The organism is Streptomyces tubercidicus (assembly GCF_027497495.1).
Taxonomy (GTDB): Bacteria; Actinomycetota; Actinomycetes; order Streptomycetales; family Streptomycetaceae; genus Streptomyces; species Streptomyces tubercidicus.
In genome coordinates this window covers 6,883,278-6,896,312 of sequence record NZ_CP114205.1, presented here as the reverse complement: position 1 = coordinate 6,896,312, position 13,035 = coordinate 6,883,278, and the positions used below count along the sequence as shown (strand labels likewise).

Below are 13,035 nucleotides of genomic sequence, written 5' to 3'. Positions count from 1 at the left end.
GTTTGGTGCGGCCGTGATCCATCCTTATCCTGTCGCACTCCCGACCTACGGAGGTGAGCGGCGATGGATCAAAAAATGTGGACCGTGCCGGCTCTGGCGAACTTTCTCGGAAAGCCCACTTCCTGGGTTTACGACAATCACGAGAAGCAGGCCATCCCCAGCTTCCGTGTGGGCCAACAACTGCGGTTCTGGCCCAACGAGATCATGACCTGGCTGGAAGAGAATTGCCGCGAACAGGGGGTCGCATGAACGTCAAGCACAAGCGGCGGGCTCGCGGTGAACATCATCGAGTGCTGAGGTTGTGGGCCCTGAACAGCGTGTCCGTACCTTTCAGCGCTGTCATGGCCTTCCCTGCTTACACGGCGGAAATTCCCCGGAGTCTCCCCTGGACCGACACGAGAGTCCCTGAAAAGTCCCCGGCCAGCGAGTGCCTCAGGGGAAGCCATCCACCCCCTCAACTGATCAGCCGAGGACAGGAGGTCAGTTGCGTCTGGGCGTCGGCGAGAGCCTCCAGGCGCTTGCGCAAAGGCGGTCGGCGCGCCCTGCGGGCGGATTCCGAGGGTTGTGGACAGCTCGCACAGGAGGCGGCGCTCGGTGTCGAGGCGCGTGAGAGTGCTATGGCCTGTGAGGGCTTCGACGCGGCAGAGGTTGGAGCCGATCGACAATTCGGTCAGCAGGCGGAAGGCGCCGACCTGAGAGCAGCGGGCGACGTGGGTGCCGCCGCAAAGTTCTCGGGAGAAGTCGCCGATGTCGACGATGCGGACCCGCTCGCTCCGGCGGCTTCGGCTTAGGTGCGGTCGGCGTCGCGGGGGATCCTGCCCCTGCACCAAGCCCCCACCCTGCGCGCGAGACCATCTCGGGGTGGAGCAATCGGCGGCGCACCGCGCGGCGCGCTCTCGTCCTGTTCGGCCTCAGGCGCCGCCGGCAGCGCCTTGTATGAGCCCGTTACTGTGGTAGGCGGAACAGCTCCCAGGAAACATCTCCATCAGCCCGACTGAGACCTACCGTCGGCGGGCGGCCAAGTCGAATCGGGCATCGCGTCCCGCCATCACGCCGGCTCAAACCCGGCAAGATCCGGCGTGACGGATCGAGTGAGAGTCCAGTATTAGCCTGGGGACACCGACATCACCTGTGCCGGGTGCACGACGCCGGAGCGGTGCCCCAGGCCGCAATGGCTCTGCGGACCACTGCGCCCTGCTGGAGCCGCAACCCAACCGAAGGGCGTTATGTCCGAATCGCTGAACGTGAGTAAAATCAACTCACCGTCTTCCTGAAACCGCAGCTCACGGCCTGTGGTCCCCGCGCATGCGGGGTTGGTCCCTTCATCTATCGAGCCACGAAGGACTCCGCCGCGTGGTCCCCGCGCATGCGGGGTTGGTCCCGACCGGGAGGTCTGCTACTGGGGGCGTTCAGAGTGGTCCCCGCGCATGCGGGGTTGGTCCCGACCACGAGGGGCCCCTGTGCGGTGTTTTCGCGTGGTCCCCACGCATGCGGGGTTGGTCCCCCGGACGACAGCTCAGACGTCCTGCTCCGGATGTGGTCCCCGCGCATGCGGGGTTAGTCCCCCCGCCCGCCACCACGTCATCCATCAGGCCGGGTGGTCCCCGCGCATGCGGGGTTGGTCCCTCGCCCGCACTCAGTACGCCGGACGCGAGTCCGTGGTCCCCGCGCATGCGGGGTTGGTCCCTCTGACGGGGCTTTGGGGCCCTGTCCTTGTCGGTGGTCCCCGCGCATGCGGGGTTGGTCCCAACATCCACAACACCACGACCGTGAACGCCACGTGGTCCCCGCGCATGCGGGGTTGGTCCCCCGGCCATCACAGCCCAGGAAGCGCCGGGCATGTGGTCCCCGCGCATGCGGGGTTGGTCCCGTGGAACCGCTCTGCCGGTAGTTCGGCCCGTGGTGGTCCCCGCGCATGCGGGGTTGGTCCCTGTCCGCCAGACTGCCGGGCGAGGCGACCGCGGTGGTCCCCGCGCATGCGGGGTTGGTCCCAAGATGAACCGCCTCCCCGCCGGCCTGGCCGCGTGGTCCCCGCGCATGCGGGGTTGGTCCCTTCATCGGCGCCGTGATCCTCGCGGGCATCATGTGGTCCCCGCGCATGCGGGGTTGGTCCCGACGTCGGGAAGTGGCGCACCGGCGGCTCGGAGTGGGCCCCCGCGCATGCGGGGTTGGTCCCCGGAACGGTGCCTCGACCCGGCACGATGCGTTGTGCTCCCCCGCACCTGCGGGGGATGGTCCTGCCAATACCGTGGGGTCACGCTGGCTGCCGCTGCTCCCCACGACACAGGGATGACCCTTGGGAGGGGCTCGCAGACGCCTGCACTCCTGCCCTGCTCCTCCGTTGAGAGTCCGCCCGAACCTATGAACCCAACTCGAACCGCTTGCTTGGGGAGGTGAGCAGGACTACACCAGGATTCCTCGTCGCTCGAACCCGAGGGTTGACGTGGCGATAGGACGCGATTGCCAAACGCTGTCGGAATAACTGCGCCGCAGGGCTTACAAAGTCTAAGAGGGAGTGGCCATGCCTGAATTTTGGATTGGGCATCGACGGTATCGGACGAAGGGGGAGGCGAAGGAGGCCGTGCGCGCAGTGCTGTACCGGTACCCCATGGGAAGCATCGTGGACCAGGAGGGCGACCATCAGCTGCTGCTGGACCTTCTCGACAAGCATCATGAAGCGGAAGACAAGGTCGGCCCCGGCATTGATGCGTTTGCGATCGCTCCGCCGCAGCGAGGCCCGTATCCGGGATTCGAGGTGCTTCGTACGGACGGGAGCCGCATCGACTTCTCGTACCAGACCTGCCTGAGTCGCCCTACCTACCGCCAACAGGTCATGAACGTCATGCGAGACGAGGTTAAGACTCACGTCAACACCTACTTCGAGGCTCGAAAGGAAGCTGGCTCGTTAACCTCGGACCAGTCCGGCGTGCATCTGAATAGCAGCAACACGGCTGTCAGCTACTTCCGCGGACCCTCGTTTGTCGTCATCGCAGAGGAGTTCGCCGGGACGGTCGGCGGGTGGGAGGCGATTGAAATGACCCCGTCGACGGAGCCCGGTCTCGGAAGGTTCAGGGATCGCCAGTTGGCTCAACAATGGTGCAGCCACCATCAGGAGCGTGCTGTGCTTGGACTTCTCTCGTCGCAGGAGAACCAAAGACGTCCTCGCAGATAGCACCCAGGTGGCCTCCCTACGTGGGGGAGATCATGGTTGGCACTCGGCCTGTCGGGGGCCGTCGACCACTGGATCGTCGGTGCTTGCTTGCCGCACCCGCAGGGATGGTCCCTCGACGCAGGGAGGCGCCATCGCCAACAACTCCTGCTCCCCGCATACGCGGGGTTGGTCCCGGGCTGAGCAGTGCGCCGCCGGAGGCGAGGATGTGGTCCCTGCGCGTGCGGGGTTGGTCCCGTAGTTGAGTCTCGGGACGATCTCCCCGCTTTCCTGCTCCCCGCACCCGTGGGGTTGGTCCCGACCAGCTCTCGAACCAGCTGTTCAGCTCCCTCTGTTCCCCGCACCCGCGGGGTTGGTCCCGGCAAGAAGGCGCTGAAGGCTGCCCGTACGGCCTGCTCCCCGCACCCGCGGGGTTGGTTGGTCCCCGAGCTGGGCCACCCCGTTGGCGGCCCCGAGCTCTGCTCCCCGCACCTGCGGGGTTGGTCCCTGCAAGTTCCTGGGGTACGTCGACCCCGGAGGTTGCTCCCCGCACCCGCGGGGTTGGTCCCCGTCTTCCGGCCGGCTCATGACTGGGTCCTCTCTGCTGCCCGCACCTGCGGGGTTGGTCCCGGGGGGGGCTGACTCCGGGTTCGGTGTCACAATTGTGGCCAGGGGTGCTATCGATTCCCCGCCACCATCGGGTCACCTCAACTCCCCCGCGAGACGATCGGGCACCTCCAGCTCCTGGAGCGCCTTGCCCCAGACGGGCGGGGCCCGGCGGCCTGGCAGCTCGCCGCCGGCCTCGCCCGCCCCATAACGGTGGCTGCGGAAACCGACGGCCCGGCTTACTGATCGTTTCAGAATGCCAACCTGCGGAGAAGCTGGCGGCCCATGGAACAATTCCTTCAGCCACGGGCGCAGGGGGATGACGCGGTATGGAACGGGTTGGGGCTGCACGGGATCTTGTGCTCGGCTACATCCACGCGCTGAACGCGATCGACGACGCCATGAGGGTGGCGATCCCCTCGCTTGAGCGGCTGGCAGATGTCCTCGGCCTGATCCGTTCGCGCCGGATCAGCCGGAGGGGGCAGGTCGGCGCCTACTCCTACGCGGTTCATGGGGCAGGGTGCCGCTTCGTGTGCGACAACGGCACTGAGGTCGATGTGGACTTTGCAGCCGACGGGAGTGAAGTCTTCGACCTCTGGCGGCTGCGCTGGTATGGGCTGAGCCTGCCGGAGCCTCGTGACGTCACGGATCAGGACCTGCGGGCAGCGGCGCGGTCGCTGCAACCGCTTCTGGCCGAGGTGCGGCCGGGGTGGTTCAGCGTAGCCACCGACATCACCTGTGCCGGGTGCACGACGCCGGAGCGGTGCCCCAGGCCGCAATGGCTCTGCGGACCACTGCGCCCCGCTGGAGCCGCAACCCAACTGAAGGGCGTTATGTCCGAATCGCTGAAAGTTAGTAAACTCGACTCACCGTCTTCCTGAAACCGCAGCTCACAGCCTGTGGTCCCCGCGCATGCGGGGTTGGTCCCTCGTGTCCACGTCGGCGGTGTCGGGGTCGATCGTGGTCCCCGCGCATGCGGGGTTGGTCCCTGGGCGGCCGCGGACTCCGGCACGGTCACCGTGGTCCCCGCGCATGCGGGGTTGGTCCCTCCTCAGTGCCAGGGGCCGGAAAGGCAAGCTGGTGGTCCCCGCGCATGCGGGGTTGGTCCCCGAGGCAGACGTCTGGCGCCGTTTCCAGACCGGTGGTCCCCGCGCATGCGGGGTTGGTCCCGTCGACCACGTCCTGGTCGGCCCTGACGGGCAGTGGTCCCCGCGCATGCGGGGTTGGTCCCGGAATGGAGCAGGTGGCTGCTCGCCGCCGGGCGTGGTCCCCGCGCATGCGGGGTTGGTCCCTGCGGACTCAGCGCATTGAGGTGCGGATTGTCGTGGTCCCCGCGCATGCGGGGTTGGTCCCGATCCGTGGGCAGCAGCGCGACGGAGGGCCGGGTGGTCCCCGCGCATGCGGGGTTGGTCCCGACTTCGAAACACGCCGCACCGCCGGAACCTAGTGGTCCCCGCGCATGCGGGGTTGGTCCCATCACTCGCGCGACTGGCCGGGTGGCGCGCGGTGGTCCCCGCGCATGCGGGGTTGGTCCCGGGTGTGAGGTCCCGGTCCCCGAGTGCGGTTCGTGGTCCCCGCGCATGCGGGGTTGGTCCCCACTGTCGTGCTTTCCATTTTGAAGGTACGCCGTGGTCCCCGCGCATGCGGGGTTGGTCCTTTCTCCCGGCTGCGCCCGGAGACCCAGGTAGGCTGCTCCCCGCGCATGCGGGGGTGCCCCCAACCAGGACACGGACTGATGGGCGACCCCCACCTGCTACCCGCGCTTGCGGGATTGGCCCCTTGGTAGGGGACCTGGGTTGCACGTTCCCCGCTTGTGGTCCCCGCACATGCGGGGTTGGTCCCCGGCCGCGCTGCCGCCATGGCTGCTACCTCGCGTGGTTCCCGCGCATGCGGGGTTGGTCCCCAGCAAGTTCCTCATGCTGGCCGAGGTCGGGTCTGCTCCCCGCACCCGCGGGGTTGGTCCCCTGCCGGATCTGCTGGGGCGTCCACCCCTCCAGTGGTCCCCGCGCATGCGGGGTTGGTCCCCTCGGCGACTCGAGGGCGGCGAACGCTGCTCTGTGGTCCCGGCGCATGCGGGGTTGATCCCGTGCCCTCGACGAGTTCGTACAGGGCCTGGTCGTGGTCCCCGCGCATGCGGGGTTGGTCCTGGAACTTCTGGTTGCCCTCCCCCATGCCAGCGTGGTCCCCGCGCATGCGGGGTTGGTCCCCCGGCGACGGAGTTCACGACCATGGCGGTGTCGTGGTCCCCGCGCATGCGGGGTTGGTCCCAGCTTCACCATGCTCACGCTGACACCCAGGTAGTGGTCCCCGCGCATGCGGGGTTGATCCCGCCGGCGCTGCTGGCGGCTCAGGGAAACAGGGTGGTCCCCGCGCATGCGGGGTTGATCCCCAGCGCTTCGTACGACACCGCGGTTGGCGCCGGTGGTCCCCGCGCATGCGGAGTTGGTCCCGGCGTCGGCGGCCCGTGGGCGGACGTGACCGGGTGGTCCCCACGCATGCGGGGTTGGTCCCGCACTGGTGGCCCGCACCAGTTCGGGGTGCGGGTGGTCCCTGCGCACGCGGGGTTGGTCCTCAAGGTGCTCCCGCTGACGCCCCACACCGCCGGTGGTCCCCGCGCATGCGGGGTTGGTCCCCCTCCTCGACCGGGATTTCCCACTCTGCCTGCTCCCTGCACCCGCGGGGTTGGTCCCCAGAATCCCACCCCTCCTGCACCTCCCACTTCCTGCTCCCCGCACCCGCGGGGTTGGTCCCACGAACCTCCTCGTCGACACGGTCCGTATCACCTGCTCCCCGCACCCGCGGGATTGGTCCCACGACGGACGCGGGGCGTTCCCGCAGAGCACGGTGGTCCCCGCGCATGCGGGGTTGGTCCCGACAGAGCGGTCCGGGTCACCGCCAGCGTGTGGTGGTCCCCGCGCATGCGGGGTTGGTCCCCTGCTGACACGGCACCCCGACCTCTTCGCGGTGTGGTCCCCGCGCATGCGGGGTTGGTCCCTGGGAAGACGCCATCGCATGGGTGCGCGACCGGTGGTCCCCGCGCCTGCGGGGTTGGTCCCTACCCGGCCATCCCTGCAGGCCACGAGGGGTGGTGGTCCCCGCGCATACGGGGTTGGTCCCATGGCCTCGGTGCGGGACAAGATCGGCGAGGACGTGGTCCTCGCGCATGTGATGGGGATTCTTGAAAACGGTCAGGGATGCTCTTCGCATCACTTGCTCTGGTGTTCAACGAAGTGGGGAGTTTCAAAGGAGCGTGGCCCGGGTCGTCGGCTTGGGTCGCCTGCTCGTGGAGTGTGCGGGCCGTGTCGAGACGTCGAGACGCTGGCTTCGTATCGGTGGCCTATCCGGGATCCTCACGCACGGCCACACCAGCGATCAGCTGCCTGCGGAGAGGTCCCCGGCAAGGAGCTGTGCCGTGAGTTCCATGCACCGCGTCCGGGCCGCGGAGAAGCCGTAGGGCATCTTGGTGACCGCTTCGAAGGCGCTCATCTGGGCTTCCTCCTCGCCGCTCGCCTCGGCGTCGTAGATCTCGAAGAGCTTCTCCTCGGCCGCTTCCAGTCCGGCCGCTTCAATGGCCTGGAGCAGGGCCTTGTGGTGGGCGCAGTGCTGCGCGGCGAGTTCCTCGACCTGCGGGTCGTGGGGGTCGACGGTGTCATCGAGGGCGGCGTCGGCCGCGTCGAGGCGGTCTGCCTCGGCCCGTAGGTCGGGGTGGGTGGCCAGGGTGATGAACACGCTGGCCTGAATTGCGGCTCCCAGCGGCCCGAAGATCCGTTCCGTGACCAGCAGGGCGTCCAGGTCGGAGGGGCGCAGTGCGCCTGAAGGCAGGTGGCTGAGCCGGTCCGTGACCAAGGGGGAGAGCAAGCCCAGTGGGCTGCCCACGACCCGCAGGCGCTGGACTGCCGCGCGCTGACGCTTGATGTCGGCCTCCTGGGCGGCCAGGGTCTCCTCCAGCCGGCCCAGGACGTCCTCCATGTCCCGGGCTTCGTCGAAGGCGGCCCGCATGTCGTCCAGGCTGATTCCGGCCTCGGACATCTTGCGGATCCACAGCAGGCGGATCATGTCGTCGTAGCCGTAGCGGCGGCGTCCGTCTCCGCCTCGCTCGGGCTCCGGCAGCAGACCGATCTGGTGGTAGTGGCGAAGGGCGCGCGGGGTGGTCCCGGCGAAGGCGGCGGCATCACCGATCTTGACCTCGCGGGGAGGCGTGACGGAGGGGTACATCGCAGACAGGGCCTTTCGTGCTGTGGTGCCCTCGACGACACCACATGCCGCTACGGCATATGCAACTACACACCACCCAGATCCTGACGGGCTATCGGGCGGTCCCTCGCTATTGGTGTCCCGTACCAGGACAGGCCCGGAATGGGTGGGGAGATCCGTCGAGCAGGTCTGATGGCACCCCGAGCAGGGGCTGGGGATTTTCAAGGAGCCCCATCACATGCGGGGTTGGTCCCAGGTGGAACTCGACGATGTAGGTGGCGTTCGCGTGGTCCCCGCACCCGCGGGGTTGGTCCCGCGAGGCCGAAGGCCGTCGCACCCACGGCTTCGTGGTCCCCGCGCATATGGGGTTGGCCCCCGCGGCCTACGGGCCCAGCCGCCCGGCTCTCAGTGGTCCCCGCGTGTGCGGGGTTGGTCCCACGGTCTGCTTGTCCGCGGACCAGTCGAGACCGTGGTCCCCGCGCATGCGGGGTTGGTCCCGAACCGGTCCCCTGGTGTCTGGACTACGCCTTGTGGTCCCCGCGCATGCGGGGATGGCCCGGACGCTCTGTAGAGCCCCGGGTGCCGATCCTCCTGCTCCCTGCGCTCGCAGGGATGGCCCCGACTCGGTGGCCCTGGGCGTCGTCGGCGCGTCCTGCTTTCCGCGTCCGCAGGGATGGTCCCTCGAGATTCATGAACTACCTCTGACGGAGTTGCTGCTCCCCGCGTCCGCGGGGCTGGTCCCGGGCGCCACGTGACCGACGTGCCGCTGATCCGCTACTCCCCACGCATGCGGGGTTGCTCCCGACGGCATCTCGCCCGCCCAGCCGGGCCAGCGGTGGTCCTCGCGCATGCGGGGTTGGTCCCTCGCCGCCATCGTCACCGCCGGCACCGCCGGCACCGCCGTCCTGCTCCCCGCACCCGCGGGGTTGGTCCCTGGTCGATGAAGCCGCGGACCTTGACCCCACCCTGCTCCCCGCGCCCACGGGGCTGGTCCCGCGGTACCGGCGGTGAGGGACGCCGGTTGATGTGGTCCCCGCGCATGCGGGGCTGGTCCCGGCCACCTAGCCAACCCGGCCGGCATCACCATGTGGTCCCTGCCTATGCGGGGTTGGTCCCGCCACCAGCGACGCGATCGTCTTCCCCGAACGGTGGTCCCCGCGTATGCGGGGTTGGTCCCAGCTCGGTGGTGGTGGGGCGCCCGCCCTCGCCGTGGTCCCCGCGCATGCGGGGTTGGTCCCTGGAGGGCGTCCTGTGCGACACCCCGTCAGCACCGCGACAGGTCTCCTGTTCCAGGCCGACGCGGAAGCGTTCCGGCACGCCCCGGTCCGGCTACTAGCCGTCCGCAGCCCGTGGCTGCGCGAGATGCTCGACAACCTCACCCAGCACATGCGCGCCGGCCTCTTCTAGCCAGTCGGCAGAACGCGCCGACGTCTAGCCTCTGGCCCATCCGGTGAGCGTGCTGCCGCGAGCGAACCGTGCCGGATAGTGGTGCCTCCCGAGCAGCCCTGAACAAAACCTCGCGGACTCCGGCTTTCCGGTCCGGCTCAGACAGGCAGTCCGAACATAAGAGCGGCATCCGGCATCCCATGTCCCTTAAACTGACGGTAAGTGGGGGATTCGAGACGACGAGGAGCACTGTGCGAACAGGTCGAGTCGACGCCTCAGGGACGAACCCAGTGCCGCACCACCACGAAGCTACCGACCGTGGCCCCATACCTCAGGGGCTCGCCAGGTCCGCGCTCATCGCGGCGTTGCACGACTCCTACGGCGACACGCTCCGCGCCCCTGCAATAGCCGCGCCCGTGGCGCACCCGAACGGCTTCGTCAAGCTGCCCTTGGCACTGGTAGTCGAGGACTCAAGACGGCTTTTCCTGCACGTCTGGCTTGCTGGTGAAGAAGACACACAAGCCCACGATCACCGTTGGGACTTCTCGTCCACCGTGTTGCGCGGAACCGTGCACAACAGCTTGTTGGACATCACTGAAGCCTACGAACCCCTCTGCGACGGCGACCCCCTCCTCAGCACGGAATCGTCCTGGTCTCCGGGCTACCGGGTCGTCCGCTACGAGCCCCGCAAAGGGGGGTACCGATTCGACGCAAGCCGCGGGGAGCGAGTGGTCGTGACAGGGCACCGAACAGCCACGGTGTGCGCAGGCGACGCATATGGCATGTCGGCTTTCACATTCCACCGGGCGAGCGCGCTGCCCGGCACGATGACCCTGGTTGCGAGGGGGGAGCCGATGGGCCGGTACGCACGTGTCCTGGTACGGGGTGAGGTTTCCGAGGGGCCGAGGCGGTGGCGGCACGTGGGGCCGTCGGAACGGCGGGGCTACCTTCGCGAGGCGTTGGACTGCCTCGCATGAGCCGTACCGGCAATCGTCACGGACGCGCGTCGGGACGGGATGACCCTCGGGCGCTCATCCGTAGGGATACCGTCCTAATCATCGCTGTCCACATCAATGACGTCCCGGGGGCGCCTTTCCGTGCAGGCCCTCTGGAACGACGCTGGCGAGTTGGCCGGCCCGACGAAGTGGTGTCCAGCGCGTCCCGCCGTGCCGCATACACGCAGCGTCACCTCGAACCGCTCCTGTGGGGGCAGCACGTCCGGTGGCATCGGGAGGTGCCCCAGGCAGAGGCGTCGCCTTCCCGTTTCCAGCTTTCAGCCATCGAGTTGGTGCGCCTGAACGACACTGCGCTCGGCGCGCTGAAGGACATGGGCTCACCGGTTCATGCGAACGGAGTGGCTCTTCTGCACGGCGTTCTGCCGCCGGATCCGCCGACGCAGCTGCCGAAAACCCTCCAGGAGTGCGCGGACGTCGACCCGCACCACGGGCAGGGTGCCCAACGATCCTGGGTCGCACGGCAGTTGCCATCGGGGTGTCGGATCGCTGACACCGAGCGGGAGGCGGTGCACTGCACCCTCGTCACCGCCCAGAGTGGTCTGGTGCGGCTGCATCCGGGGCGTGCGCAGCGGAATTGGGATTCCCTCGATCAATGGCTGTGGCATCTGCATCACGCGACGTTGTATCCGCCCGGCCCGGAGGCCGCGGAGCAACTCCACGCCATGCGCCTGCCGCTGCCCACAAAGGTCCGGGGCGTGCTGGGCGTTCGTGGGCTCACTCTCGTGGGCACCGAGCACGATCCGGGTGTCGGAGTTCCACGTAATTACTACGACGGCACCAGCTATCACCTGGCGACGCTGTACGCCGATGCCCTGGCCCTGGCCCGGCTGCAGCAGACCGTGCTGGACGCTTTCGGCAGCGAAGTGGCGCGGATCGGCGAGCACGAACCCCGCCGGCGGAAAGTGGCGCAGATGGAAAGGGATCTGCTCGTTTTCCGCCGCAGCTACTGGGCGGCCGGCTTCGGTCGGCAAGGAACCGTCGATGCCATGGTGCGGGCATGGCAGCAGAGTGCCGGTCTGCCGCAGTCACTGCAGAGCCTCGTCAGCGATCTCGGCGAGCTGTCCCGCCAGGTGCAGTCCGCCGAGACGGAGACCACCAATGCGATACTCGGGCTGCTCGCTGCGGTCGGCCTGCCGTTGACCACAGGGCTCGCCATCTGGCAGGGGCTTCCGCAAGCCGGGGCCTCGTCGCTGTTCCGGATCCTCGGGGCGACCGGCGTGGTCACCGTGGGCCTCGTCACGCTGTTCCCTGGACTGCGCAGGCTGTTCGTGGATCTCTTCCGGCGCAAGCGGCGGGGTGGCGGGCGGTGACGCCACCACCCGCCTTCTCCTGGCCGCCCCGGCATGCTCCCGGCTACCCGCTGGGATGTGTGGACACGGGGGACGTGCTCGCCCGCTTCGCCCGCGAGCCACGTCAAGAGGCGACCGTGGTTGTCGTCACGAGCGCGTTGCGGGCCAGCGTGGAGGACAGTGGGGATCACATGGCGGGGCTCTCACGAGTCCGGCAGAGCCTGGCGGCGATCGGGCATCGCCTTGAGGCCGCATGGAGCTCTTCGTACTACGGCAAGGATCTGGTCCTGGTCCGCGCCGGGAAGCATGCTGTCCCCGCGTGCCTGTCCATGGAGCCTCCGGCTGGAGGCAGCGACAGCGGGGTTCGGCATGGCTGGGCCTTCGACTTCGTTTCCCTCAGCGGGAGTGGCGACGAGAGGCGGGAGGGGCTGCTGCGTGCCTGCTACGCCATTTCGATGGCCGCTCGGCTGCGGCGGGACCGGCCGGATCTTCGGCCGTGCCGGACGGCTGATGTCCTGTTGCGGGTGCCGGGACTCCTGTCACCTGAGCGGGGGGCCTCGCTGCTCGCCGGTGTCCTTGTCCGGCCGCTGGGCGGTGCCGACGAGGGCTCGGGTGCCCGCCCGGGAGAAGATCCGCGTTTCCCCGGGGTGCCGTCGGCCGACGCCTGGGACGTGTTCGCGCAGAGGCCACCGCAGCGAGGTCTCTACGCGGTCAGCGACGTTCACGACATCGAATGGGGCACCCTCGACCGGGAAAGCGGTGAGCGTGTTACGGAGGGCAGTGCGCACGAGCTGCTTCCCCTGAGCACGGCTTGGCTGGACGGATCCCTGCCGGTGGCGGACGTGTTGGACCGGGCATACCGGCTTCGGGTGCGGCGTGAATCGCTGCTCTCACGCCATCTGCGGGCCCTGAGCGACGCGGTCGCGGCCGGTGGCCGGCTCTTCGCGACGCTGGGGGACGGCCTCTCCGGCGTCGTCTCCGACGCCGCGCTGATGCGTTCGGCGATGGTCACGGCGAACGCTGAGAGTGCGGGTCGTATGCACAGTGGGGCCGGTGTGGCGCCCATGGACGAGCGGGGGCTCACCGCGGCCCGCCGTCGCGCGCATTTCAGCCTCCATGTGACCAAGGCCCTCAAAGGCACGGGACACCAGGAGCGGTTCTTCCACGCTTTCGGTAACCCTCTCGGCTCCCGAGCGGCCGATTCCGTCGTCGGTTTTCTGTCCGCTTTGCGGAGGGCAGGACCCGGCACCCCGGGTTTCCACCATCTCGCGCACGCACTGCGATGGCGCGACTGGTGGCATCTGCACCTGCCGCCCACCGCACAGGGCCACCTCGACCGACTCTTCGCATCGGTACAGGAATCGATACCGGGCACGTCGGCGGGAGCGTGAGCCCT

The 13,035-nt window shown here is 68.6% G+C and carries 7 protein-coding genes, 1 pseudogene and 3 CRISPR repeat arrays; of the genes and pseudogenes, 6 read left to right on the top strand and 2 right to left on the bottom strand.

Annotation, left to right across the window (positions count from 1 at the left end):
• Positions 1 to 63 precede the first annotated feature (63 nt).
• Positions 64 to 249 (top strand): helix-turn-helix domain-containing protein, encoded by a 186-nt coding sequence (locus STRTU_RS30165; protein ID WP_159479412.1) that lies wholly within the window; start codon positions 64 to 66, stop codon positions 247 to 249.
• Between the two features lie 443 nt (positions 250 to 692).
• Here STRTU_RS30165 and STRTU_RS35995 read toward each other — a convergent pair.
• Positions 693 to 827 (bottom strand): annotated as a pseudogene (locus STRTU_RS35995) (hypothetical protein); the annotation flags it as partial.
• Positions 828 to 1,292: 465 nt separating this feature from the next.
• Positions 1,293 to 2,176: direct repeats of the CRISPR family, unit length 29 nt; unit sequence GTGGTCCCCGCGCATGCGGGGTTGGTCCC.
• 345 nt (positions 2,177 to 2,521) lie between these two features.
• Between STRTU_RS35995 and STRTU_RS30155 the strand changes: the two are divergent.
• Together STRTU_RS30155 and STRTU_RS30150 are read left to right on the top strand one after the other, a co-directional pair.
• A complete protein-coding gene (locus tag STRTU_RS30155) occupies positions 2,522 to 3,172 on the top strand; it encodes a DCL family protein (protein ID WP_159748053.1) in 651 nt (216 codons plus the stop codon).
• A 911-nt stretch (positions 3,173 to 4,083) separates the two neighbouring features.
• Positions 4,084 to 4,635: a DUF6896 domain-containing protein gene (locus tag STRTU_RS30150; protein ID WP_246241497.1), complete on the top strand. Its 552-nt coding sequence runs from the start codon at positions 4,084 to 4,086 to the stop codon at positions 4,633 to 4,635.
• Between the two features lie 18 nt (positions 4,636 to 4,653).
• Positions 4,654 to 5,472: direct repeats of the CRISPR family, unit length 29 nt; unit sequence GTGGTCCCCGCGCATGCGGGGTTGGTCCC.
• 1,125 nt (positions 5,473 to 6,597) lie between these two features.
• A CRISPR array of direct repeats spans positions 6,598 to 6,871; the repeat unit is 29 nt; unit sequence GTGGTCCCCGCGCATGCGGGGTTGGTCCC.
• Positions 6,872 to 7,126: 255 nt separating this feature from the next.
• Here STRTU_RS30150 and STRTU_RS30145 read toward each other — a convergent pair.
• Positions 7,127 to 7,969 carry a MerR family transcriptional regulator gene (locus STRTU_RS30145; RefSeq protein WP_159748051.1) on the bottom strand — a complete coding sequence of 281 codons (843 nt, stop codon included), beginning with the start codon at positions 7,967 to 7,969 and terminating at the stop codon, positions 7,127 to 7,129.
• 1,230 nt (positions 7,970 to 9,199) lie between these two features.
• Here STRTU_RS30145 and STRTU_RS30140 point away from each other — a divergent pair.
• The 3 genes from STRTU_RS30140 (at position 9,200) to STRTU_RS30130 (ending at position 13,030) form a co-directional block, all read left to right on the top strand.
• Positions 9,200 to 9,355 carry a hypothetical protein gene (locus tag STRTU_RS30140; RefSeq protein ID WP_159748049.1) on the top strand — a complete coding sequence of 52 codons (156 nt, stop codon included), beginning with the start codon at positions 9,200 to 9,202 and terminating at the stop codon, positions 9,353 to 9,355.
• 1,213 nt (positions 9,356 to 10,568) lie between these two features.
• Positions 10,569 to 11,660: a hypothetical protein gene (locus STRTU_RS30135; protein WP_246241496.1), complete on the top strand. Its 1,092-nt coding sequence runs from the start codon at positions 10,569 to 10,571 to the stop codon at positions 11,658 to 11,660.
• A complete protein-coding gene (locus tag STRTU_RS30130; protein ID WP_174878998.1) occupies positions 11,657 to 13,030 on the top strand; it encodes a hypothetical protein in 1,374 nt (457 codons plus the stop codon). The genes STRTU_RS30135 and STRTU_RS30130 overlap by 4 nt, the downstream gene beginning before the upstream one ends.
• Positions 13,031 to 13,035 lie beyond the last annotated feature (5 nt).